18 protein-coding genes are annotated in these 23352 nt (G+C 64.4%); 13 read left to right on the forward strand and 5 right to left on the reverse strand.

Annotated features, from left to right (window positions below; genetic code table 11):
• Positions 1-36 precede the first annotated feature (36 nt).
• Together F3K02_RS04695 and phbB are read left to right on the forward strand one after the other, a co-directional pair.
• Positions 37-1215, forward strand: a complete 1179-nt coding sequence (locus tag F3K02_RS04695) for an acetyl-CoA C-acetyltransferase (protein ID WP_177133827.1) — start codon at positions 37-39, stop codon at positions 1213-1215.
• A 172-nt stretch (positions 1216-1387) separates the two neighbouring features.
• On the forward strand, positions 1388-2125 hold the full coding sequence (phbB, locus tag F3K02_RS04700; RefSeq protein ID WP_177133829.1) for an acetoacetyl-CoA reductase: 738 nt from the start codon (positions 1388-1390) through the stop codon (positions 2123-2125).
• A 151-nt stretch (positions 2126-2276) separates the two neighbouring features.
• Here the strand turns inward: phbB and F3K02_RS04705 are convergent, their stop codons facing one another.
• Both F3K02_RS04705 and F3K02_RS04710 read right to left on the reverse strand, forming a co-directional pair.
• Entirely contained in the window at positions 2277-4196 is a 1920-nt protein-coding gene (locus tag F3K02_RS04705; RefSeq protein ID WP_177133831.1) for a sensor histidine kinase, read from the reverse strand.
• A gap of 1 nt (position 4197) precedes the next feature.
• The gene (locus F3K02_RS04710) at positions 4198-5040 is read right to left on the reverse strand and encodes a transporter substrate-binding domain-containing protein (RefSeq protein WP_177133832.1); all 843 of its coding nucleotides are present in this window, start codon (positions 5038-5040) and stop codon (positions 4198-4200) included.
• Between the two features lie 136 nt (positions 5041-5176).
• Here F3K02_RS04710 and dusA point away from each other — a divergent pair, with 136 nt between their 5' ends.
• The 4 genes from dusA to F3K02_RS04730 all read left to right on the forward strand — a co-directional run bounded on the left by dusA (position 5177) and on the right by F3K02_RS04730 (position 11211).
• Entirely contained in the window at positions 5177-6226 is a 1050-nt protein-coding gene (gene dusA, locus F3K02_RS04715; RefSeq protein ID WP_177133834.1) for a tRNA dihydrouridine(20/20a) synthase DusA, read from the forward strand.
• A gap of 176 nt (positions 6227-6402) precedes the next feature.
• Positions 6403-8325: a PrkA family serine protein kinase gene (locus F3K02_RS04720; protein WP_177133836.1), complete on the forward strand. Its 1923-nt coding sequence runs from the start codon at positions 6403-6405 to the stop codon at positions 8323-8325.
• A 43-nt stretch (positions 8326-8368) separates the two neighbouring features.
• The gene (locus F3K02_RS04725) at positions 8369-9637 is read left to right on the forward strand and encodes a YeaH/YhbH family protein (RefSeq protein ID WP_177133838.1); all 1269 of its coding nucleotides are present in this window, start codon (positions 8369-8371) and stop codon (positions 9635-9637) included.
• Positions 9634-11211 (forward strand): SpoVR family protein, encoded by a 1578-nt coding sequence (locus tag F3K02_RS04730; protein ID WP_425485564.1) that lies wholly within the window; start codon positions 9634-9636, stop codon positions 11209-11211. The genes F3K02_RS04725 and F3K02_RS04730 overlap by 4 nt, the downstream gene beginning before the upstream one ends.
• Before the next feature lie 31 nt (positions 11212-11242).
• Here the strand turns inward: F3K02_RS04730 and F3K02_RS04735 are convergent, their stop codons facing one another.
• The 3 genes from F3K02_RS04735 to F3K02_RS04745 all read right to left on the reverse strand — a co-directional run bounded on the left by F3K02_RS04735 (position 11243) and on the right by F3K02_RS04745 (position 14320).
• Positions 11243-12529 (reverse strand): NAD(P)/FAD-dependent oxidoreductase, encoded by a 1287-nt coding sequence (locus F3K02_RS04735; RefSeq protein WP_177133840.1) that lies wholly within the window; start codon positions 12527-12529, stop codon positions 11243-11245.
• Between the two features lie 159 nt (positions 12530-12688).
• A complete protein-coding gene (locus F3K02_RS04740; protein ID WP_177133842.1) occupies positions 12689-13579 on the reverse strand; it encodes a Dyp-type peroxidase in 891 nt (296 codons plus the stop codon).
• 105 nt (positions 13580-13684) lie between these two features.
• Positions 13685-14320 (reverse strand): GntR family transcriptional regulator, encoded by a 636-nt coding sequence (locus tag F3K02_RS04745; RefSeq protein ID WP_177133844.1) that lies wholly within the window; start codon positions 14318-14320, stop codon positions 13685-13687.
• Positions 14321-14461: 141 nt separating this feature from the next.
• Here F3K02_RS04745 and scpA point away from each other — a divergent pair, with 141 nt between their 5' ends.
• The 7 genes from scpA (at position 14462) to F3K02_RS04780 (ending at position 23277) form a co-directional block, all read left to right on the forward strand.
• A complete protein-coding gene (gene scpA / locus F3K02_RS04750; protein WP_177133846.1) occupies positions 14462-16618 on the forward strand; it encodes a methylmalonyl-CoA mutase in 2157 nt (718 codons plus the stop codon).
• Positions 16615-17619 (forward strand): methylmalonyl Co-A mutase-associated GTPase MeaB, encoded by a 1005-nt coding sequence (meaB, locus tag F3K02_RS04755; protein ID WP_177133848.1) that lies wholly within the window; start codon positions 16615-16617, stop codon positions 17617-17619. The genes scpA and meaB overlap by 4 nt, the downstream gene beginning before the upstream one ends.
• A 29-nt stretch (positions 17620-17648) precedes the next feature.
• A complete protein-coding gene (locus tag F3K02_RS04760; RefSeq protein WP_177133850.1) occupies positions 17649-19181 on the forward strand; it encodes an acyl-CoA carboxylase subunit beta in 1533 nt (510 codons plus the stop codon).
• Positions 19182-19501: 320 nt separating this feature from the next.
• A complete protein-coding gene (accC, locus tag F3K02_RS04765; RefSeq protein ID WP_177133852.1) occupies positions 19502-21550 on the forward strand; it encodes an acetyl-CoA carboxylase biotin carboxylase subunit in 2049 nt (682 codons plus the stop codon).
• 83 nt (positions 21551-21633) lie between these two features.
• The gene (locus F3K02_RS04770; protein WP_177133854.1) at positions 21634-22224 is read left to right on the forward strand and encodes a class I SAM-dependent methyltransferase; all 591 of its coding nucleotides are present in this window, start codon (positions 21634-21636) and stop codon (positions 22222-22224) included.
• Between the two features lie 3 nt (positions 22225-22227).
• The gene (locus F3K02_RS04775) at positions 22228-22716 is read left to right on the forward strand and encodes a VOC family protein (RefSeq protein WP_177133856.1); all 489 of its coding nucleotides are present in this window, start codon (positions 22228-22230) and stop codon (positions 22714-22716) included.
• A 222-nt stretch (positions 22717-22938) separates the two neighbouring features.
• Positions 22939-23277, forward strand: a complete 339-nt coding sequence (locus F3K02_RS04780) for a hypothetical protein (RefSeq protein ID WP_177133858.1) — start codon at positions 22939-22941, stop codon at positions 23275-23277.
• Positions 23278-23352 lie beyond the last annotated feature (75 nt).

The raw sequence follows: 23352 nt of genomic DNA on the forward strand, positions 1-23352 counted from the left end.
ACAGAATTTGATTTCCCCCTCACTTTGGAGAGACACATGGAAGACATCGTCATCGTTTCAGCCGCCCGCACCGCCGTGGGCAAGTTCGGCGGCTCGCTCGCCAAGACCCCGGCCACCGAGCTGGGCAGCATCGTCATCAAGGAACTGCTGGCCCGCACCGGTCTGCCGGTCGATGCCATTGGTGAGGTGATCATGGGCCAGGTGCTGGCCGCTGGCTGTGGCCAGAACCCGGCGCGTCAGGCCATGATGAAAGCCGGCGTGGCCAAGGAAACGCCGGCACTGACCATCAACGCTGTCTGCGGCTCGGGCCTGAAGGCCGTGATGCTGGCCGCCCAGGCCGTGGCCTGGGGCGACAGCGAGATCGTGATCGCCGGTGGCCAGGAAAACATGAGCGCCAGCCCGCACGTGCTCAACGGCAGCCGTGATGGCCAGCGCATGGGCGACTGGAAGATGACCGACACCATGATCGTGGACGGCCTGTGGGACGTGTACAACCAGTACCACATGGGCATCACCGCCGAGAACGTGGCCAAGGCCCATGGCATCACCCGCGAAATGCAGGACGCCCTGGCCGCAGGCAGCCAGGCGAAAGCCGCTGCTGCACAGGCCGCCGGCAAGTTCAAGGACGAGATCGTCGGCGTGAGCATTCCGCAGCGCAAGGGCGACCCGGTGCTGTTCAACAGCGACGAGTTCATCAACGCCAAGACCACCGCCGAAGTGCTGGCCGGTCTGCGTCCTGCCTTTGACAAGGCGGGTTCCGTGACCGCCGGTAACGCATCGGGTATCAACGACGGCGCTGCCGCCGTGATGGTCATGACGGCCAAGAAAGCCGCCGCCCTGGGCCTGACGCCACTGGCGCGCATCGCCGCCTTTGGCACCAGCGGTCTCGACCCGGCCACCATGGGCATGGGCCCGGTGCCCGCTTCGCAGAAGGCCCTGGCACGCGCGGGCTGGAAGGCGTCTGACGTCGACGTGTTCGAACTCAACGAAGCGTTTGCCGCGCAGGCTTGTGCCGTCAACATGGCGCTGGACATCGACCCCGCCAAGGTCAACGTGAACGGGGGCGCCATCGCCATCGGTCACCCCATCGGGGCGTCCGGCTGCCGCATCCTGGTGACGCTGCTGCACGAAATGCAGCGCAGCGGTGCCAAGAAGGGCCTGGCCGCGTTGTGCATCGGCGGCGGCATGGGCGTCTCCCTGGCGGTGGAGAGGTAATTCCGAATCACCCCCGCGCCGCCTGCGGCGTCACCCCCTCAAGGGGGCGCCAGCAGCGGCCCGGCAAAGCCGGTTCCGCGCTGGCCTGAGCTGGCGCCTCCCTTGTTCGAGATGGCTTGGGTTTCAATCGTTTTTTAATGCCATAACGGCAACACCTAGAGGAGCAAACAACATGAGTCAAAAAGTAGCGTACGTCACCGGCGGCATGGGCGGCATCGGTACCGCCATCTGCCAGCGCTTGCACAAGGAGGGCTTCAAGGTCATCGCTGGATGTGGCCCCACGCGCGACTTCACCAAATGGCTGGACGAGCAGAAGGCCCTGGGTTACACCTTCTACGCCTCGGTCGGCAACGTGGGTGACTGGGATTCCACCGTGGAAGCTTTCTCCAAGACCAAGGCCGAGCACGGCAGCATCGACGTGCTGGTCAACAACGCCGGCATCACCAAGGACCGCATGTTCCTGAAGATGTCGCGCGAAGACTGGGACGCGGTGATGAACACCAACCTGGACTCCATGTTCAACGTGACCAAGCAGGTCGTGGGCGACATGGTCGAAAAGGGCTGGGGTCGCATCATCAACATCTCGTCGGTCAACGGTGAAAAGGGCCAGGCTGGCCAGACCAACTACTCGGCCGCCAAGGCCGGCATGCACGGTTTCTCGATGGCACTGGCGCAGGAGCTGGCGACCAAGGGCGTGACGGTCAACACCGTGAGCCCGGGCTACATCGGCACCGACATGGTCAACGCCATCCGTCCCGACGTGCTGGAAAAAATCGTCGCCACGGTGCCGGTCAAGCGCCTGGGCAAGCCGAGCGAAATCGCCTCCATCATCGCCTGGCTCGCCAGCGAAGAAGGTGGCTACGCCACGGGCGCCGACTTCTCGGTCAACGGCGGTCTGCACATGGGGTGAGGGTGGTCCCCCCTGCGCCGGGCTCCGCCCGTCACCCCCCAGGGGGCGGCACTGGCGGACCGGCGGAGCCGGATCCGCGGTGCCCTGGATGGGGCACCTCTCGCCGAGAGCCTTGCTGATGCAGGGCTTTTTTTCGCCTGTTCGATCCAGGTCAGGATTCGATATCGGGCCCGAGCGGGGCGGGGCGGCTGTTGCTGTGGTCCAGTGGGGCGGGGCGGCTGCCGATGAAGTCGCGTTCGCGCGGCGGGGGCTGGCCGGGCAGGGTGAAGAAGATGGTGGCGCCGACGTCGATCTGGCCCTGTGCCCAGACACGGCCGCCGTGGTGCTTGACGATGCGCCGCACCGTCGCCAGCCCGATGCCGTCGCCTGGAAATTCGCGCGCCGAATGCAGCCGCGTGAAGGGCTGGAACAGTTGGGTTGCGTGGGCCATGTCAAAGCCGGCACCGTTGTCGCGCACATAGAAAGCGGTGGAGCCATCGGCCTGCGGGCTCTGGCCGATCTTGATGCTGGCCGGTTGCCGGTGCGCGCTGTACTTCACCGCGTTGCTGATGAGGTTCTGCAGCAGACTGCGCACCAGGTGTTCGTCGGCCCAGACGGTCATGCCCGGCTCCAGCTGCCATTCGATGCGGTGGTCTTTCTGGTCGATGCCGAAGGCCATGCAGATCTCGTTGGCCATGGCCGAGAGGTCCAGCCAGCTGCGCTGCAACGGGATCTCGCCGATGCGCGAGAGGTTGAGCAGGCTCTCGACCATCTGGGCCAGCTGGTGGGCCGACTTGCGTGCGCGTTCGAGCAGGTCGCGCGCAACGGGACTCAGCGAGTCACCGGCTTCCTCGACCGCCAGGGCGGTGTAGGCCTCAACCGCCCGCAGCGGGGCGCGCAGGTCGTGGGACACCGTGTAGTTGAACCGGCGCAGCTCCTCGGCGGCATCGTTGAGCTCGCGGGTGCGCTCTTCAACGCGGGCTTCCAGTTCTTCGTTCAGCTGGCGCAGCGCCAGTTCGTTGCGGATGCGTTCGGTCACATCGCGCGACAACCAGATGACCTGGTCGAGAGGGGTTTGTGGGGGCGTCTCGAAGGCATCGCTGGTCGGCAGCGGTTCGATGGCGGCCACGCGGGCTTCGAACCAGCGGGTCCGGCCCTCGGTGTCGGTCAGTTCCGATTCCAGGGTTTGCACCTGCCGTGATGAAAGGGCCTGGTGGATCGTCTGCAGGTACTGCCGGCTCAAGGCTGCGGGACGGTGTTGCTGAACGAGATCGCCCACGGGCAAGGGCGGCAGTTGTCCAGGATGCTCATGCTGGTGCCCGATGGCCTCCAGCACACGGCCTTCGCTGTCGAGCACATACACCGGGTCGGGCACAGCATCGGTGTAGGCTCTCAGGCGCGCTTCACTGGTGTGCACCTGGCTGAACGCGTTGCGAACCCGCGACCACATCCAGAACAGGGTGACCACCACGGCCGTCATCAGCACCCCGGTGGCGATGATGGCCAACCCGTCCAGCCACCGCTTGGTGCGGAAGTCGTTCTGGAGCTGACCCAGAATGTGCTGCTCCAGCCGGTGGGCCAGGGCCGAGAGGTCGAGCAAACCACGCTGCAGGTCCAGCAGCACACGGCCGGAGTCGTTCAGTGCTCGGGTGCTCAGGGTTTGCAGCTCGGTGGCCTGGTCCCGCAGTTGCAGTGCGACCGTTCGGGCATCGTCCTGCAACGCCTGTGATCGGGGCAAGCCCGCCAGACCACCTTCGCCGTTGAGCAGCCGCTGGGTGGATGCCACCACGTTCTTCAGCAACAGTGGTACCTCGCAGAGTTCATTCTGTCCCTGGTCGTTGCAAGGCAACTGGGCCAGCTGGTCCTGGCGTTTCACGAGCAGCAGGGCCTGCGAGGTCTGGCGCTGGATCAGCAGGAGCTCCTGCATCGGCGCGACGCCGCGGTCCAGGGTGCGGTCCGCCATGCTGACGCCGAGGATGAGCAGTATCTGCATGAACAGCCCGAACGCCAGGATCGTGGCGATCGATATGCGCAGGGGCTTGGTCAGCAGCACGGGCGGGGTGTGCCCGGGCGAGGGGGGATTTCTGGGCATGTCAGGGCGATTCCGGTGGCATTTCGTCGCTGGTGAAGCCGAAGGCCTGAACCAGCTCACGGTGTTCGTCACTGCCCAGGAAGCTCTGGAGTTGCTGGTTCATCTGATCCCGAAGACGGGCGTCGTCAAGTCGAAAGGCGAACGCGGGCAGACCCGCAGGTCCGTCGCTCAGGGTGCGCACTTCCAGCGCCCATTGGGTGTTGTGCGCGACCAGGTGCCAGGCGGTCACGGCGGATATGGCGAAGGCATCGGCCGACGACTCGGCGACGGCGCGCAGGCCGCGGTGTGCCTGGGGCACGGTGGCCACCTGCTCGGGAGCGATACCGGCCTGGACGAGCAGTCCGTTTTCGGCTGCACCGTGGATGGTGGTCCAGCGCAACGGCGGATGGGTCGACAGCTTGGTCAGCAGCGGTTCGAGCGGGATGGCGGCTTCGCCCTTGCGCACCACCAGGGCCGGGCGCACCCGGGCGGTGGGACGGGTAAAGGCCGCTTCGCGCTGGCGCTCGGGCGTCACGAACATGCCGGCTGCGATGGCATCGATGCGTCCGAGCTGGAGTTCGGGCAGCAGGTGGGCAAAGTCCAGGCGCACCCAATCGATGTGTTCAACGCCCATCTGGTTGGCCATCAGTTTGAATATCTCGGTGGCCTCGCCCGTCACCTGGCCTTGGGCGTCAAAGTAGGCGTACGGCGGTTCCAGCGCGAAGCCCACGCGCAACGTGCCACCGCGTTGCAGATGGCTGGCTGCGGTGGCGGGCGCGTTGCGTTGCACCAGCCACAGGGCGGCTCCGGTCAGGATCACGATGAAAAGCAGTGCGGCTGTCAGCAGCCTTTTGTGTGGTTTCAACCCGGAACTCCCCCTTGGTTTCTGAAATATAGGGGGATTGCGTCAGTTCGGGGTTTGTTTGACGACAAAAAGTCGACGGCAATCGTCAAATCTTCACAGGCTGCGCGCGGCGCTGACGACTGGGATAATCCGGTTCATGTTGTCTGCTGCTTCCTCCCGTTTCGAATCCGTTCCGGTGGCTGCCCTATCGCCTTGGCGCCTGTCGGTCGCGCCCATGATGGGGTGGACGGATCGCCATTGCCGGTTTTTCCATCGTCTGCTGACCCGCCACACGCTGCTCTACACCGAGATGGTGACCACCGGTGCGCTGATCCACGGCAACGCGGCGCAGCATCTGCACTTCAATGAAGAAGAGCATCCCGTGGCGCTGCAGCTCGGCGGCAGCGAGCCGGCCGATCTGGCCGCCTGCGCGCGGCTGGGTGAACAACGCGGTTACGACGAGATCAACCTCAACTGCGGGTGTCCCAGCGAGCGGGTGTTGCGCGGCGCTTTTGGCGCCTGCCTCATGGGTGAACCCAAGCTGGTGGCCGACGGGGTGAAGGCCATGGTGGACGTGGTGGACATCCCGGTCACGGTGAAGCACCGCATCGGCATCGACCGGGTGGAGAGCTACGACTTCGTGCGCGATTTTGTCGGCACCGTGGCTGATGCGGGTTGCAAGGTGTTCATCGTGCACGCACGCAACGCCTGGCTGAAAGGCCTGTCGCCGAAGGAGAACCGCGAGATTCCGCCGCTGCGTTACGAGCTGGCGTATCAGCTCAAGCGTGACTTCCCGGCGTTGACCATTGCCGTGAACGGTGGTATCACCACCAACAAGCAAATTGAAGAACATCTGACGCAGATCGATGGTGTGATGATCGGGCGCGAGGCGTACCACAATCCCTGGCTCATGACGGAGTGGGACGCCCGCTTTTACGGTGCGCCCGTTGGTGCAGAGGCGCTGACGCGTGAAGCCGTGGAGCAGCGGATGGTGGACTACATGGAACGAGCGGCCCTTGAAGACGGCGCACCCTGGTATTCCATCGCCAGCCACATGCTGGGGTTGCGCCATGGATTGCATGGGGCGCGCAAGTGGCGCCAGGTGTGGAGCGACCACCGGTTGAAACCCCTGCCGGCGCGTGAAGTGTGGGCGATGGCACAGGCCCACGTCGGTAAGGTAGAAGAAGGTGCATTGGCTGAGGTGTGATCTGAACTTTTCCCGAGCGGTATCCTCACACGCTCAGGATCTGTAGAAGACACCTGTTTCGGGTGGCGCAGGTTCAGAGCCAGGCGGGACGAGGGTATCCGGCTGGCGCCAGCCCTGGCGGGGAGCGGGTCGGGGTTGGTGGTTTTGCATGAGTGCGCTCCAGACTAGGAGGTCGTATGGATGCCGTCCGTCATTTCCTGACCCGATACGAGCAGACGCGTGAAGACGAGCTCTCGATCGAGGAATACCTGGATGCCTGCAAGCGCGATCCGCTGGTGTATGCCACCGCGCCCGAGCGCATGCTGGTGGCCATCGGCGAGCCGGAGTTGCTCGACACCCGGCACGACCAGCGCCTGTCGCGCATATTCGGCAACAAGGTCATCAAGATCTACCCCGCGTTTCGGGACTTCTACGGGCTCGAAGAACCGATCGAACAGGTGGTGTCCTATTTCCGCCATGGGGCCCAGGGGCTGGAGGAACGCAAGCAGATCCTTTATCTGCTCGGGCCGGTGGGTGGCGGCAAGTCGTCGATTGCCGAACGCCTCAAGCACCTGATGCAACAGGTGCCGTTCTATGCGCTCAAGGATTCACCGGTCAACGAGTCACCGCTGGGCCTTTTCAACGCGGCCGAAGACGGCGAATTGCTGCAGACGCAGTACGGCATCGCGCCACGGTATCTGGAGCGTGTGATGTCACCCTGGGCCGTCAAGCGGCTGGAAGAGTATGGCGGCGACATCCGGCGTTTTCGGGTGGTCAAGCGCTTCCCCTCGGTGCTGCGGCAGATTGCGATCGCCAAGACCGAACCGGGCGACGAGAACAACCAGGACATCTCCTCACTGGTCGGCAAGATCGACATCCGCCGGCTTGAAACCTTTGCCCAGGACGACACCGATGCCTACAGCTACTCGGGTGGCTTGTGCCTGGCCAACCAGGGCCTGCTGGAGTTCGTGGAGATGTTCAAGGCGCCGATCAAGGTGCTGCACCCGCTGCTGACCGCGACCCAGGAAGGCAACTTCAAAGGCACCGAAGGTTTCGGCGCGATCCCGTTCGACGGCATCGTGATGGCGCACTCCAACGAGAGCGAGTGGAAGGCCTTCCGCAACAACAAGAACAACGAAGCCTTCCTGGACCGCATCTACATCGTCAAGGTGCCGTATTGCCTGCGGGTGACGGAAGAGATCAAGATCTACGAGAAGCTGATCCGCAACTCGTCGCTGTCGCAGGCCGTCTGTTCCCCCGGCACGCTGAAGATGCTCGCGCAGTTCGCGGTTTACACCCGCCTGAAGGAGCCCGAAAACTCCAGCATCTTCAGCAAGCTGCTGGTCTATGACGGCGAGAACCTCAAAGACACCGACCCCAAGGCCAAGAGCTACCAGGAGTACCGCGACTACGCGGGCGTGGACGAGGGCATGAGCGGCATCTCGACCCGCTTCGCGTTCAAGATCCTGTCGCGGGTGTTCAACTTCGACAGCACCGAGGTGGCAGCCAACCCGGTGCACCTGATGTATGTGCTGGAGCAGCAGATCGAGCGCGAGCAGTTCCCGGCCGAGACCGAGCAGAAGTACCTCGCGTTCATCAAGGAGACGCTGGCGGTGCGGTATGCCGAGTTCATCGGCAAGGAGATCCAGACCGCCTATCTGGAGTCGTACTCCGAGTACGGCCAGAACATCTTCGACCGCTACGTGACCTACGCGGACTTCTGGATCCAGGACCAGGAATACCGCGACACCGACACCGGCGAGATCTTCGACCGCTCTTCGCTGAACGCCGAGCTGGAGAAGATCGAAAAACCCGCAGGCATCAGCAACCCGAAAGACTTCCGCAACGAGATCGTCAACTTCGTGCTGCGCGCACGGGCCAACAACGCGGGCAAGAACCCGCTGTGGACCAGCTACGAGAAGCTGCGCGCGGTGATCGAGAAGAAGATGTTCTCCAACACCGAGGACCTGTTGCCGGTGATTTCGTTCAACGCCAAGGCCAGCGCCGACGAACAGAAGAAACACGAAGACTTTGTCAACCGCATGGTCGACAAGGGCTACACCACGCGCCAGGTGCGCCTGCTGTGCGACTGGTACCTGCGCGTGCGCAAGAGCTCCTGAGCGCCCGGGGCCGTTGTCCCGAAAACCAGAAAGGCGGGTCTCCATGCTGCAGCAGATCGTCGATCGCCGGCTGTCGGGCAAGAACAAGTCCATCGGCAACCGCGAGCGATTCTTGCGCCGCTACCGCGACCAGATCCGCGACGCGGTGAAGAAGGCAGTCTCCGGCCGCAGCATCCGTGACATCGAGCAGGGCGAAGACATCACGCTGCCCCGGCGCGATGTGTCCGAGCCGGTGTTTGGCCACGGCCAGGGCGGGGTGCGCGAGACGGTGCACCCGGGCAACCGCGAGTACGTGCGGGGCGACCGTGTCGGCCGGCCACCATCGGGTGGCGCGGGCGGAGGCGGACGGGGCAGTCAGGACGGCGGCGGGGAAGATGATTTTGTTTTCCGCATCACGCGCGACGAGTTCATGCAGATCTTCTTTGACGACCTGGCCTTGCCGCACCTGGTGCGCACGCAGTTGTTGCCCGACGCACCCGAGTGGAAATCGCAGCGCGCGGGCTACGTATCGGCCGGCAATCCCGCGAGTCTTCACGTGGTGCGCTCGATGCGCACTTCGCTGGGGCGGCGCATCGCCATGGGCGGTGAACTGCGGCAGCACCTGCGCGAGCTGCAGGACGCGCTCGCCAAAGCCGAGCGGCTGGACAGCACGCCGCGCGAGGAGATCCATGCGCTCCAGCAGCGGATTGAGGCCTTGGTGCGCCGGGTGCGCAGGATTCCATTTCTCGATCCGCTCGATCTCCGGTTTCGCAACCGGGTGCGCATTCCGCAGCCGACCGCCAAGGCGGTGATGTTCTGCCTGATGGACGTGTCAGGCTCGATGGATGAGGAGCGCAAGGACATTGCCAAGCGCTTCTTCATTCTGCTCTACCTGTTCCTGCAACGGCACTACGAACGCACCGACGTGGTGTTCATCCGCCACCACACGCAGGCCGCCGAGGTGGGGGAAACCGAGTTCTTCCAGGCAACCGAAAGCGGGGGCACGGTGGTCTCCAGCGCGCTGACGCTGATGCACGAGGTCATCCAGGCGCGCTATCCGCCGGGCGACTGGAACATCTACGGCGCCCAGGCCTCGGACGGTGAGAACTGGTACAAGGATTCGGCGCTGTGCCGGGATCTGTTGCAGCAGAAGCTGCTGCCCCTGGTGCGCTACTACGCCTATGTGCAGGTCGCTGGCGACGAGCAGAACCTCTGGGAAGAGTACGACCAGGTGCGCCGGAACGAGCCGAACTTTGCCATGCGCCGGATCACCGATGCCGCCGACATCTATCCGGTGTTTCGCGAGCTGTTCAGGAAGGCAGGTACCTCATGATGCACGCCGACGATGTCCCGCGGGAACCGGTGCCCGAGATTGGCGGCGATCCCGCTCCCGCTCCCGCGGGCCGGGACCGGCAGCCCTTGCCCTGTCCATCGGACTGGACCTTTGAACTCATCGAGACCTACCACGCGGAGATTGCGCGCGTGGCGCGCGACTTCGGACTGGACACCTACCCGGTGCAACTGGAGGTCATCACCGCCGAACAGATGATCGATGCCTACGCTTCGGTGGGCATGCCGGTCAACTACCGCCACTGGTCCTTCGGCAAGCAGTTCATCGCGACCGAGAAACACTACCGGCGCGGTCAGATGGGGCTGGCCTACGAGATCGTGATCAACTCCGATCCCTGCATCGCCTACCTGATGGAAGAGAACACCATGACCATGCAGGCGCTGGTGATCGCACACGCCTGCTACGGCCACAACTCGTTCTTCAAGGGCAACTACCTGTTCCGCATGTGGACCGACGCCGAGTCCATCATCGACTACCTGGTCTATGCCCGAAACTATGTCACGGAGTGCGAGGAGTTGCATGGCATCGAAGCGGTGGAGGCGTTGCTGGATTCGTGCCATGCGCTCATGAGCCAGGGCGTGGACCGCTACCGGCGTTCGCAGAAGCCCTCGCTGGCGGAGGAAGAGGTGCGGCGCAAGGACCGCGAGGCCTATTTGCAGCAGCAGGTCAACGACCTCTGGCGCACCCTGCCCAAGGGATCGGACAAGCAGGTGGAAAAGTCCAGCCGGCGTTTCCCGCCCGAGCCCGAGGAAAACCTGCTGTACTTCATCGAAAAGCACGCGCCGCTGCTGGAACCCTGGCAGCGCGAGGTGGTGCGCATCGTGCGCAAGGTGGCGCAGTACTTTTACCCGCAGCGCCAGACCCAGGTGATGAACGAAGGATGGGCCACGTTCTGGCACTACACCTTGCTCAACGCCCTGTACGACGAGGGCCGCCTGACCGACGGTTTCATGATCGAGTTCCTGCGCTCGCACACCAACGTGGTCTGCCAGCTGCCGGTGGGGCACCCGGGTTACAGCGGTGTCAACCCGTATGCGCTGGGCTTTGCCATGTTCAGCGATCTCAAGCGCATCTGCGAAAACCCCACGCTGGAAGACCGGCAGTGGTTTCCGGATCTGGCGGGCAGCGACTGGCGGTCGACGTTGCATCACGCGATGCGGAACTACCGCGACGAGAGCTTCATCGGCCAGTTTCTGTCACCACGGCTCATGCGCGAGATGCGGCTGTTTTCCATCGTCGATGACGCGGCAGAACTGGAGCTGGAGGTGGCCGCCATCCACGACGAGGCGGGCTACCGGCGGGTGCGCGAAGCGCTGGCGCGGCAACACGACCTGAGCGAACGGGAGCCCAACATCCAGGTCTGGAATGTGGACGTGCGCGGCGACCGTTCGCTCACCTTGCGCCACAGCCGCCAGCACGACCGGCCCCTGAGCGACGACGTCCGGGAAGTGCTCAAGCACGTGTCCCGCCTGTGGGGCTTCAAGGTTCAGCTCGAAAGCGTGGACAACCACGGCAAGGTCGTGCAGCGCTGGGAAGCCGAGCCGCCGCGCCACTGAGGGCGCTTGCCACCCGCGTGCCCGCGCAGCATCAGGGGCCCTGTTTGCCCTTGAGCTTGGTGATGCCGATGAAGTCCATGATGAGTTTCTCGTAGATCGGCTCGGACGTGCCCTTCTGCATCTTGCGCATGAAGTACTTCTCGAACGCCACCTTGGCCAGGTGCACCCACTTGCCCTCGCTGAACCAGCTCACGTTGCGCGGCGGGATCTGCGGCAGCGCCACAAAGGCCGCGCCGGTGTCGCCGAAGTCGGCCAGGCAGACCGTGTTCCAGGTGGCGTGGTGCGTGGGCTCCTTGCCGTCGAGCAGTTCGCGGATGTTGTGCGCCGTGGCCGTGACCATGGACTCGATCATGTAGCCGGTTTTGGGTGTGCCGCAGGGAATGGGCGTCACTTCCACCGGCGGAATTGCCACGCACACGCCCACGCTGAAGATGTTCTTGAATTTGGCGTTGCGCTGGTGCTCGTCGATGGTGATGAAGCCGCGCGGGTTGGTCAGGCCCTCGATGCCGAACACCGCGTCCACGCCCTTGAAGGCGGGCAGCATCATTGAGTGCTTGAAGGGCAGCACGTGGTCCTTGATGGGCTTGCCCTGGTCGTCGTGCTCGGTGACGTGCATCTGGCCCGCTTCCACCTTGGTGGTCTTGGCGTTGCAGATCCACTTGATGTGGCGCTGGCGCATGGCCGATTCGAGCATGCCCTTGGAATCGCCCACGCCGCCCAGGCCCAGGTGGCCGATGTAGGGTTCCGAGGTCACGAAGGTCATGGGCACCTTGTCGCGGATCTTGCGCTTGCGCAGGTCGGTGTCCATGATCATGGCGAACTCGTAGGCCGGGCCGAAGCACGAAGCGCCTTGCACGGCACCGACCACTATCGGGCCGGGCGCCTGCACGAACGCATCCCAGGCCGTCTTGGTGGTTTCGGCGTGGCTCACATGGCAGATCGACTGCGTGTGGCCACCAAAAGGACCCAGGCCTTCGACTTCGTCAAAGGCCAGCTTGGGGCCGGTGGCGATGACGAGGTAGTCGTAGTCCACCCGGTTGCCGTCTTCCAGTTCAACCTGGTTGGCGTCCGGGTGGACCCGTTTGGCGCGCTGGATGATGGATTCAATGCCCTTTTTCGCCAGCGCAGGGGCGATGTCGACCTCGATGTCTTTTCGGGTGCGCCAGTTCACCGCCACCCAGGGGTTGGACGGGACGAAATGGAACTTGGGTGCTTCGCTGATGACCGTGACCGTATCGCCGGGGCGGGCGAGTGCCTTCATTTCATAGGCCATGGGCATGCCGCCGAGACCGGCGCCGAGAATGACGATTCGAGCCATGGGTATATCTCCGTCGCGATGGTTGGGTGGGATAAGAATTATTAAATCCGCAATTGCTTATATTGCGCGCACATGAGGTACAGGTGTCTTGGTATATACCCTATGGTGTATACCGCCGAAGCCCAGTGGGCCTCACTTCTTCTGTGCTCCGCCCAGTGTTTATACGCCCACTGCGCGCAGGTCGATGAGCCCTTCTTTCACCGGGGGGCACCAGAAATAGGCGCCGGTTTCGGGTTCGGTGAAGCTGTACAGGGCGTCGGTGATGCCGTCTTCGGCGCCCGACATGCGCCGCAGCTGGGCCTCGAAGGCGGCAAACGAGTGCCCGAAGGCCGTGAACACGAGCCCGCCCTCATTGCCCTCGGCCCAGGGCATGGAGCGGCGCAGCACGAAGGCCTCGGGCTCGAAGTTTTCCTGGGCGGTGCGTTTCACGTGGGCCGACTCGGGTGCGTCGTCGATCTCTTCGTTGCTGTCGCGTTCGCGGCCGACGGTGTGGTCCTGCTGTTCGCGTGGCATGGCTTCGAAGCGGCTCATGTGGTGGCGCCAGCGCTGCACCGCCACGAAGCTGCTGCCCGCCAGCAGACCCGCACTTTCGGGCAGAAAGGCCACGGCCAGGGCTTTTTCACCCTCGGGGTTTTCGGTGCCGTCTTCGTAGCCGGTGAGGTCTCTGCCGTTGTCGTGGTTGAAGGCGTCGGTGATGTCGGTCACGTCGAAGGCGGGTGCGAGCAGGGTTTCAATGTGGCGGCTGCGGATCAGCAGATGGCCGCGGTCGGTGCCGCGCAGCCAGACCAGCAGGTCGGTCGGGGTGGCGGGCAGTTTGATGAGCGCGCCTTCAATGCCGCAGAAGGTCTTGAGCCCGGGAATCTCCGCGCCAAGTTCGCGCACCAGCGAAGCGCCCAGCGCCACCACGGTGGACAGCCCATCGGCCTGGCTGCCCAGTCGGCGCAGCACCGTCTGGGGCTCGGCGCCCACGCGCAACTGGCAGGACAGGTAGCGGCCCTGGGCCGGAATGGGTTCAAGAATGCCGGGTTGGGCCAGATGGGCAACGGACATGGGGGCTCCTGGGGCTCGTCGGATCACATACCCCCGCCCGGTGTTTGACGGGCAGGGCCTGGCCCGGAATTTACCAGTGAGCCGGCCGAAGAAGGCCGGGTTGCTTCAGGTCGCGGCTTCGAGCCCGTTCTGGAAGTGCTCGTGCATGCGCTGCTGGGTCAGCTCGGCGTTGCGCGCGAGCAGGGCGGTCATGATGGCGCGGTGTTCGGCGAGCGACTCGTCGATGCGCCCGGTCTTGAACAGCGAGTTGTGGCGGTTCAGCTTCATGACCTTGCGCAGGTCGGCCACCATCTGCTCGCGCCAGCGGTTGCTGGCGATTTCGAGCAGGCGCATGTGAAAGCGCTCGTTCAGGGCGAAGAAGCGGTTGCGGTCGTCTGCGGCGGCTTCGAGCTCGGTGTGCAGCCCCTGGAGTTCGGCGAGTTCGGCGTCGCTCGCGCGCTGCGCCACCACGCCCGCGGCGTCCGACTCCAGCAGCGCCAGCAGGTGGTAGACGTCGGCCAGGTCCTTGTCGGACACTTCGGTCACGTAGGCACCGCGGCGCACCTTCATGGTCACCAGGCCTTCGGCCGCCAGCACCTTCAGCGCTTCCCGCAGCGGCGTGCGACTGATGCCGTATTCCTCGGCGATCTTGAGTTCGTCGATCCAGCTGCCGGGCTCCAGCTCGCGGTTGAAGATGCGCTGGCGCAGCAGCTCGGCGACTTCTTCATACAGGGCGCGGGGGGCGAGGGACAGGGCGGACATGGGGCGAGTGGTTGGGAAAACGGTGTGTGACGGGCTGCTGATTGTAAGACCGCAGGAATATTTTGCATCAATAATTATGAATGATATAAAATCGCCGGCGCTCCCGAGTCTCCCTTCCGTCGTTCCAAGTACCTGCCTGCCATGAGCCATAAACAGCCCGAATTTGCCCCCGCCACCCTCGAAGCCTGGACCAAGGCGGCCCAGAAGTCCGCGCCCGGCGGCGACGTGAACGCGCTGAACTGGGTCACGCCCGACGGTATTTCCGTCAAGCCGCTGTACACGGCAGAAGACACGGCGAACCTGCCGCACACCAACACGCTGCCGGGCTTTGAGCCCTTCATCCGCGGCCCGCAGGCCACCATGTACGCGGTGCGGCCCTGGACCATCCGCCAGTACGCCGGCTTTTCCACCGCCGAAGAATCGAATGCGTTCTACCGCAAGGCGCTGGCCGCGGGCGGGCAGGGCGTGTCCGTGGCCTTCGACCTGGCCACGCACCGTGGCTACGACTCCGATCACCCTCGCGTCACCGGCGACGTGGGCAAGGCCGGTGTGGCGATCGACTCGGTCGAGGACATGAAGATCCTGTTCGACCAGATCCCGCTGGACAAGGTCAGTGTCTCCATGACCATGAACGGCGCCGTGCTGCCGGTGCTGGCCGGCTATGTGATCGCGGCCGAAGAGCAGGGCGTGTCGCAAGACAAGCTGAGCGGAACCATCCAGAACGACATCCTCAAGGAGTTCATGGTCCGCAACACCTACATCTACCCGCCCGAGCCGTCGATGAAGATCATCGGCGACATCATCGAGTACACGGCCCAGCACATGCCGAAGTTCAACTCGATCTCGATCTCGGGTTACCACATGCAGGAAGCCGGCGCCAACCAGGCGCTGGAGCTGGCCTTCACCCTGGCCGACGGCAAGGAATATGTGAAGACCGCCATCGCCAAGGGCATGGACGTGGACGGGTTCGCCGGGCGCCTGAGTTTCTTCTGGGCGATCGGGATGAACTTCTACCTCGAGATCGCCAAGATGCGCGCGGCCCGCCTGCTGTGGACGCGCATCATGAAAGGCTTTGACGCCAAGAATCCCAAGAGCCTGATGCTGCGCACGCACTGCCAGACCTCGGGCTGGTCGCTGACCGAGCAGGACCCGTACAACAACGTGGTGCGCACCACCATAGAAGCCATGGCGGCGGTGTTCGGCGGCACCCAGAGCCTGCACACCAACGCCTTCGATGAAGCCATTGCGCTGCCCACCGACACCAGTTCACGCATCGCCCGCAACACGCAGCTGGTGATCCAGGAAGAGACCCACATCACCAGCGTGGTGGACCCCTGGGCCGGCTCCTACATGATGGAGTCGCTGACGCAGGAAATGGCCGACAAGGCCTGGGCCATCATCGAAGAGGTCGAAGCCATGGGTGGCATGACCAAGGCCGTGGACAGCGGCTGGGCCAAGCTGAAGATCGAAGCGGCGGCGGCTGAAAAGCAGGCGCGCATCGACAGCGGCAAGGACGTGATCGTTGGCGTCAACAAATACAAGCTCAAGACCGAAGACGCTATCGAAGCGCGCGACATCGACAACGTGGCGGTGCGCGACGGCCAGATCGCTCGACTGAAGCAGATCAAGGCCAATCGTGACGCCGCCAAAGTGGAAGCGGCGCTCAATGCGCTGACCACGTCCGCCGAATCGGGCCAGGGCAACCTGCTGGACCTGTGCATCCAGGCCATGCGCCTGCGCGCCACTGTGGGCGAGGTGAGCGATGCGCTGGAAAAAGTTTTTGGGCGCCACCGCGCCGATACACAAAAGGTGACCGGTGTGTACGCTGCTGCTTACGACTCCGCCGAAGGCTGGGATGCCCTGAAGGGCGAGATCAACGCGTTTGCAGAGGCACAAGGCCGCCGCCCGCGCGTGATGATCAGCAAGCTGGGCCAGGATGGCCACGACCGCGGCGCCAAGGTGGTGGCCACGGCCTTCGCCGACCTGGGCTTTGACGTGGACATGGGCCCGCTGTTCCAGACGCCCGAAGAATGCGCCCGCCAGGCGATCGAGAACGACGTGCATGCCGTGGGCGTTTCCACGCTCGCCGCCGGTCACAAGACACTCGTGCCGGCCATCATTGCCGAGCTGAAGAAGCAGGGCGCCGACGACATCATCGTGTTCGTCGGTGGCGTGATTCCCCGCCAGGACTACGAGATGCTGTACGAGGCTGGTGTTAAGGGCATCTATGGCCCCGGCACGCCCATTCCCGCCAGCGCGAAGGACGTGCTGGAGCAGATCAAGAAGGCGCTTGCGTGATTCCTGCCGAGTTGCAGGCCGGTGTGCTGGCCGGCACCGGCGCCGTACAGCGTCGCGCCATGGCCAAGGCCATCACGCTGCTGGAATCGACCCGCGCCGACCACCGCGCGCAGGGCGACGCGCTGTTGACCGCGCTGCTGCCGCACACCGGCCAGTCGTTCCGGCTCGGCATCAGCGGTGTGCCCGGCGTGGGCAAAAGCACCTTCATCGAAGCGCTGGGCCTGTACCTGATTGGGCTGGGCCACCGGGTGGCGGTGCTGACCATCGACCCCTCGTCCACCGTCTCGGGCGGCTCCATCCTGGGCGACAAGACCCGCATGGAGCACCTGAGCGTGCACGAGAAGGCCTACATCCGCCCCAGCCCGAGCAGCGGCACGCTGGGGGGCGTGGCCGAGAAGACGCGCGAGGCCATGCTGGTCTGCGAAGCCGCGGGCTACGACATCGTGATGGTGGAAACCGTGGGCGTGGGCCAGAGCGAAACCGCCGTGGCCAACATGACCGACATGTTCTGCCTGCTGCAGCTGCCCAACGCGGGCGACGACCTGCAGGCGATCAAGAAGGGCGTGATGGAGCTGGCCGACCTGGTGGTCATCAACAAGGCCGACATTGACCCCGACGCCGCCACCCGCGCCCGCGCGCAGATCACGTCCAGCCTTCGCCTGCTCGGTTTGCATGGACACCCCGAGCATGCCCACCATGACGACCAGATCTGGCACCCGCAGGTGATCCAGATCAGCGCGCTGCACAACCAGGGCGTGGACAGTTTCTGGGCCGAAGTGTCCCGATTCCGCACCGTGCAGACCGCCAACGGCCGGCTCGCCGCGCGCCGCCAGCACCAGGCGGGCGCCTGGATGTGGGAGCGCATCGACGCCGGCCTGAAACAACGCTTCCGCGAGCACCCGCAGATCCGCGCACGGCTCGACGACACCACCCGCCGGGTGCTGGCCGGTGAACTGCCAGCGTCGACCGCTGCCCGCCAGTTGCTTGAACTGTTTGACTGAACCCGTACCGATTTTTCTGGAGAAAACGCATGCAAGAAATCCTGGACCAACTGGAGCAAAAGCGCGCCGCAGCCCGCCTCGGCGGCGGGCAAAAGCGCATCGACGCGCAGCACGCCAAAGGCAAGCTCAGCGCGCGCGAACGGCTGGAGGTGCTGCTGGACGAAGGCACGTTCGAAGAGTGGGACATGTTCGTCGAGCACCGTTGCACCGACTTCGGCATGCAGGACAACAGGATCCCCGGTGACGGTGTGGTCACCGGCTACGGCATGATCAACGGTCGCCTGGTGTTCGTGTTCAGCCAGGACTTCACGGTCTTTGGCGGCGCGCTCTCCGAAGCGCATGCCGAGAAGATTTGCAAGATCATGGACCAGGCCATGAAGGTCGGTGCGCCGGTGATCGGCCTGAACGATTCGGGTGGCGCCCGCATCCAGGAAGGCGTGGCCTCCCTGGGTGGTTATGCCGACGTGTTCCAGCGCAACGTGATGGCCAGCGGCGTGGTGCCGCAGATCAGCATGATCATGGGCCCCTCGGCCGGCGGTGCGGTGTATTCGCCCGCCATGACCGACTTCATCTTCATGGTCAAGGATTCGAGCTACATGTTCGTCACCGGCCCTGAAGTGGTGAAGACCGTGACGCACGAAGAAGTGACCGCCGAAGAACTGGGCGGTGCCGTGACGCACACCACCAAGAGCGGCGTGGCCGACCTCGCGTTCGAGAACGACGTCGAGGCGCTGCTGATGCTGCGCAGGCTCTACAACTACCTGCCGCTCTCGAACCGCGAAAAGGCGCCCGTGCGCCCCAGCGGCGACCCGATCGACCGCATGGAGCTGAGCCTGGACACGCTGGTTCCGGACAACCCGAACAAGCCTTACGACATGAAGGAGCTGATCGTCAAGACGGTGGACGACGGCGACTTCTTCGAGCTGCAGCCCGAGTACGCGAAGAACATCCTGATCGGCTTTGCGCGCATGGACGGCCAGACGGTCGGCATCGTGGCCAACCAGCCGCTGGTGCTGGCCGGTTGCCTGGACATCAAGTCGAGCATCAAGGCCGCGCGCTTCGTGCGTTTCTGCGATGCGTTCAACATCCCGGTGATCACCTTCGTGGACGTGCCCGGTTTCATGCCCGGTACCAGCCAGGAGTACGGCGGCATCATCAAACACGGCGCCAAGCTGCTCTACGCCTACGCTGAGTGCACCGTGCCGAAGATCACCGTGATCACGCGCAAGGCCTACGGCGGTGCCTACGACGTGATGGCCTCCAAGCACCTGCGCGGCGACGTGAACTTTGCCTGGCCCAACGCCGAGATCGCGGTGATGGGCGCCAAGGGCGCGGTGGAAATCATCTTCCGCGAAGAGAAGAAGGACCCGGCCAAGCTGGCCGGGCGCGAGGCCGAATACAAGGCCCGCTTCGCCAACCCCTTCGTGGCGGGCGCGCGCGGCTTCATCGACGACGTGATCCTGCCGCACGAGACGCGCAAGCGCATCTGCCGTTCGCTGGTGATGTTGAAGGACAAGAAGCTGGAAAACCCGTGGCGCAAGCACGGGAACATTCCGCTGTGATTTCTTTTGTGCGTGCCATGATTTTCTCTGGCGCTGAATCGGGCGGCGCGGACGTTTTGCTCCGTGTCCCCCGCGCTGCGCGCTCCTCCTTTACCTCCGCAAAACGCCCGCACCACCCGATTCCGAGTGACGCGTGTTCGGCCGGTTTTGTCTTCACCTCCTTCGCAGCCATGGGCACGGTGTGCCTGTCGCAGCGAAGTAAAGGAGGAGCCGACCGCAGGTCGGCGGGGGACATGAGCGGAGGCTGGCACACCGTGCCCATGGCGGGTTCAGCGATGCATAACCTAACAAACACACTTGCTCTCGTCTAGGAGACTGAAATGTTCACCAAAATCCTGATTGCCAACCGTGGTGAGATCGCCTGCCGCGTGATCGCCACCGCCAAGAAAATGGGCATCGCCACCGTGGCGGTGTATTCCGAGGCCGACAAGGAAGCACGCCACGTGCAGCTGGCCGACGAGGCTGTGCTGATCGGTCCGGCCGCGTCGCGCGAGTCCTACCTCGTCGCCGACAAGATCATCGCCGCGGCCAAGGCTACCGGCGCACAGGCCATCCACCCCGGCTATGGCTTTCTGTCGGAAAACGAGGCCTTCGCCAAGCGCTGTGAAGACGAGGGCATCGCCTTCATCGGCCCGCGCCATTTTTCCATCGCGGCCATGGGCGACAAGATCGCTTCCAAGAAGCTGGCCAACGAGGCCAAGGTCAACACCATTCCGGGCTGGAACGATGCCATTGAGACGGCCGAGCGCGCGGTGGAGATTGCCAAGGACATCGGCTACCCGGTGATGATCAAGGCCTCGGCCGGCGGCGGCGGCAAAGGTCTGCGCGTGGCCTTCAACGATAAAGAGGCGTTCGAAGGTTTTACCAGCTGCCGCAACGAAGCCCGCAACAGCTTCGGTGACGACCGTGTGTTCATCGAAAAATACGTGCTCGAGCCGCGCCACATCGAGATCCAGGTTCTGGGCGATTCGCACGGCAACGTGATCTACCTGAACGAGCGCGAGTGCTCGATCCAGCGCCGCCACCAGAAGGTGATCGAAGAGGCGCCGTCGCCCTTCATCTCCGACGCCACGCGCAAGGCCATGGGCGAGCAGGCCGTGGCGCTGGCCAAGGCGGTGAAGTACCAGAGCGCCGGCACGGTGGAGTTCGTGGTCGGCAAGGACCAGGACTTCTACTTCCTGGAAATGAACACCCGCCTGCAGGTGGAGCACCCGGTCACCGAGTGCATCACCGGCGTCGACCTGGTGGAGCTGATGATCCGCGTGGCGGCCGGCGAGAAGCTGCCGCTGACACAGGCCGATGTGCAGCGCAACGGCTGGGCGATCGAGTGCCGCATCAACGCCGAAGACCCGTTCCGCAACTTCCTGCCCAGCACCGGCCGGTTGGTGCGCTTCCAGCCGCCGGCGCAGACCATGCACCAGTCCAACACCGCCGACCTGTACGGCGTGCGCGTGGACACGGGCGTGGTCGATGGTGGCGAGATCCCGATGTACTACGACTCGATGATCGCCAAGCTCATCGTGCACGGCAAGGACCGCAATGAAGCCATTGCCAAGATGCGCGAGGCGCTCAATGGCTTCGTGATCCGCGGCATCAGCAGCAACATTCCGTTCCAGGCCGCGCTGCTGGCGCACCCGAAATTCGTCAGCGGTGAGTTCAACACCGGCTTCATCGCCGAGCACTACGCGCACGGCTTCCGGGCCGAAGACGTGCCGCACGACGATGCCGACTTCCTGGTCGCGCTGGCCGCTTTCGTGCGCCGCAAGTCGCGCGAGCGCGCGGCGGGTCTGACGGGCCAGCTGCCGGGTTACGGCGTCAAGGTCGGTCACGACTTCAGCGTGATCACCTTGGGGAACAGCGGCGAAAACCGTTACACGGCGGTGCACGTGGACGAGGTGGTGGGGCAGGTCGGTTCCGCGGTGGTCACGGTGGAGGGCAAGCGCTTTGCCATCAGCAGCCCTTCGCGCCTGAACGACGTCTGCATCAACGGCGCGTGCAACGGCCAGCCCTTCACCGCCCAGGTGGAGCGTGGCACGCTGCGCAACCCGCTGGCCCTCGTGGTGCAGCACAACGGCACGCGCATCGAAACCGTGGTGGTGTCCGCCCGCATGGCCGAGCTGCACAAGCTCATGCCGTTCAAGGCGCCGCCCGACATGAGCAAATACGTGCTCTCGCCCATGCCCGGCCTGCTCGTCGACGTGGCGGTGCAGGTGGGCCAGAAGGTCCAGGCCGGCGAGCGCGTGGCCGTGATCGAGGCCATGAAGATGGAGAACGTGCTGTTCGCTGCGGCCGACGGCGTGGTGTCCAAAGTGCTGGCCGCCAAGGGCGAATCGCTGGTGGTCGACCAGCCGATCGTCGAATTCGGCTGATCCCGGCCGAACACACTGGCACACAGACAAGCCCGGTGGAAATGGGATACCCTTCGATTCCCGTTGGCTTCGAGGGGTCTCGCATGGACCATGGTCTGGCTTTCGCTCTGGGTTGTCTGCGCAACCCGCGGCGCGTGGGTGCGATTGCCCCCGCTTCCCGGGCACTGGCCCAGGCGGTCTGCGACGAGGCGCTGCGCGGTGCACCCGGGGTGCTGATCGAGGTGGGCGCCGGCACCGGGGCCATCACCCGCCGGCTGGCGACCGCCGCGCGGGCGCTGGATCGCTTCGTGGTCTATGAGCTCGACCCCGACTTCGCCGGCCTGCTGCGCATCGCTTTTCCCGAGGTCGAGGTGCTCAACCACTGTGCCTCCCGTGTTGACCGGCTGGTCATAGGGGCCGACACGCCGGTGACGCTGGTGTCGTCACTGCCCCTGCTGTCCATGCCGGCGCACGAGGCGCGCCTGTGCATCGACGCCATGCTGGCGCTGGTCTCGCGCCAGCCACATTCCCGCCTGGTCCAGTACACCTATGCATCACCGCACCTGCGCCCGTTTGACGGCATTCCGCCCGGCTGGCACTGGCGGCGCGCGGCCTCGGTCTGGGCCAACCTGCCACCGGCCACCGTCTGGACGCTGGAGCAGGTCCCCCATTCACTCAACAACGGCATTCACTGATTCATGACACCACGACAACGCCCCTTCAAGGTGCTGGGCATCCAGCAGATCGCCATCGGCGGACCGGACAAGCAGCGCCTGCAGAAACTCTGGGTCGACATGCTCGGGCTGGAGGTCACCGGAACCTTCAAAAGCGAGCGCGAGAATGTGGATGAAGACATTTGCGCCATCGGCAGCGGCCCTTTCAAGGTCGAGGTCGATCTCATGCAGCCGATGGACCCCGAGAAGAAGCCCGCGGTGCATGCCACGCCGCTGAACCACATCGGCCTGTGGATCGACGACCTGCCGTTGGCGGTGCAGTGGCTGACCGCCCATGGTGTGCGTTTTGCGCCCGGTGGCATCCGCAAGGGTGCAGCGGGTTTTGACATCACCTTCCTGCACCCGAAGGCGAACGATGAGTTCCCCATTGCGGGCGAGGGCGTGCTGATCGAGCTGGTGCAGGCGCCGCCCGAAGTGGTGAGCGCCTTTGACAGGCTGGCGGCAGCGGCTTGATGGTTTGACGGACCGGAGGAGATCGGCCCTGCAGGTGTTCGCACCTGCAGGGTTTTTTTTGCCTGGTGCGGGGTGCAAACCGCGGAGCAGGGTGGTTTTCCACCGTTTGTTCGGTGCATCCGCGGGTTGGATGGCCGATACCCTTGAGACATCAAAAGTTCGCCAGAAAAGCCGGTTTTCCGGTTGTCGCAGGGGCTGGACTTCATCAAGGAGGGACTATCCATGCGCTCGATGCAGTCACCATCGCCCGTCGGTGCGGAGCCACCCGCTGCCATGCCTTTGTTGGCACAAGGCGACGCCCGATGGGCACAGCGACAACCCCAATGGCGCGAGCGTGAGCTGGCGCTGCCGTGGCCGCGCGAATTGCTGGAAACCTTCACCTTGCGCATGTCCAGCCATGGCATGTGTGTCAGCCGTGCGCTGATGCTGTGCGACCGGCGCTATGCACTGGAACAGCTCGCCCATGCCCACAACCTGGCCGACGACGCGCTTCACCTGATGGTGGAGCAGCTGTTCCGGCACTTTGAGGCCCGGCAGTCCGGGATTCCTGCCAGGCACTGAAGCGCCACATGACGGCTCCGGTGGCCGAAAAAGTTCAAGCCCAGGGGAAACGGACCGATAAACCCTCAGAGTTCC

The organism is Hydrogenophaga aromaticivorans (genome assembly GCF_013387465.1).
Lineage (GTDB): Bacteria > Pseudomonadota > Gammaproteobacteria > Burkholderiales > Burkholderiaceae_C > Hydrogenophaga > Hydrogenophaga aromaticivorans.

What these genes read in the sequence shown, in the direction of transcription:
- F3K02_RS04695 (WP_177133827.1), top strand. Translation starts at nt 37, where the DNA reads ATGGAAGACATCGTCATCGTTTCAGCCGCCCGCACCGCCGTGGGCAAG.
- phbB (WP_177133829.1), top strand. Translation starts at nt 1,388, where the DNA reads ATGAGTCAAAAAGTAGCGTACGTCACCGGCGGCATGGGCGGCATCGGT.
- F3K02_RS04705 (WP_177133831.1), bottom strand. Translation starts at nt 4,196, where the DNA reads ATGCCCAGAAATCCCCCCTCGCCCGGGCACACCCCGCCCGTGCTGCTG.
- dusA (WP_177133834.1), top strand. Translation starts at nt 5,177, where the DNA reads ATGTTGTCTGCTGCTTCCTCCCGTTTCGAATCCGTTCCGGTGGCTGCC.
- F3K02_RS04720 (WP_177133836.1), top strand. Translation starts at nt 6,403, where the DNA reads ATGGATGCCGTCCGTCATTTCCTGACCCGATACGAGCAGACGCGTGAA.
- F3K02_RS04725 (WP_177133838.1), top strand. Translation starts at nt 8,369, where the DNA reads ATGCTGCAGCAGATCGTCGATCGCCGGCTGTCGGGCAAGAACAAGTCC.
- F3K02_RS04730 (WP_425485564.1), top strand. Translation starts at nt 9,634, where the DNA reads ATGATGCACGCCGACGATGTCCCGCGGGAACCGGTGCCCGAGATTGGC.
- F3K02_RS04735 (WP_177133840.1), bottom strand. Translation starts at nt 12,529, where the DNA reads ATGGCTCGAATCGTCATTCTCGGCGCCGGTCTCGGCGGCATGCCCATG.
- F3K02_RS04740 (WP_177133842.1), bottom strand. Translation starts at nt 13,579, where the DNA reads ATGTCCGTTGCCCATCTGGCCCAACCCGGCATTCTTGAACCCATTCCG.
- F3K02_RS04745 (WP_177133844.1), bottom strand. Translation starts at nt 14,320, where the DNA reads ATGTCCGCCCTGTCCCTCGCCCCCCGCGCCCTGTATGAAGAAGTCGCC.
- scpA (WP_177133846.1), top strand. Translation starts at nt 14,462, where the DNA reads ATGAGCCATAAACAGCCCGAATTTGCCCCCGCCACCCTCGAAGCCTGG.
- F3K02_RS04760 (WP_177133850.1), top strand. Translation starts at nt 17,649, where the DNA reads ATGCAAGAAATCCTGGACCAACTGGAGCAAAAGCGCGCCGCAGCCCGC.
- accC (WP_177133852.1), top strand. Translation starts at nt 19,502, where the DNA reads ATGTTCACCAAAATCCTGATTGCCAACCGTGGTGAGATCGCCTGCCGC.
- F3K02_RS04770 (WP_177133854.1), top strand. Translation starts at nt 21,634, where the DNA reads ATGGACCATGGTCTGGCTTTCGCTCTGGGTTGTCTGCGCAACCCGCGG.
- F3K02_RS04775 (WP_177133856.1), top strand. Translation starts at nt 22,228, where the DNA reads ATGACACCACGACAACGCCCCTTCAAGGTGCTGGGCATCCAGCAGATC.
- F3K02_RS04780 (WP_177133858.1), top strand. Translation starts at nt 22,939, where the DNA reads ATGCGCTCGATGCAGTCACCATCGCCCGTCGGTGCGGAGCCACCCGCT.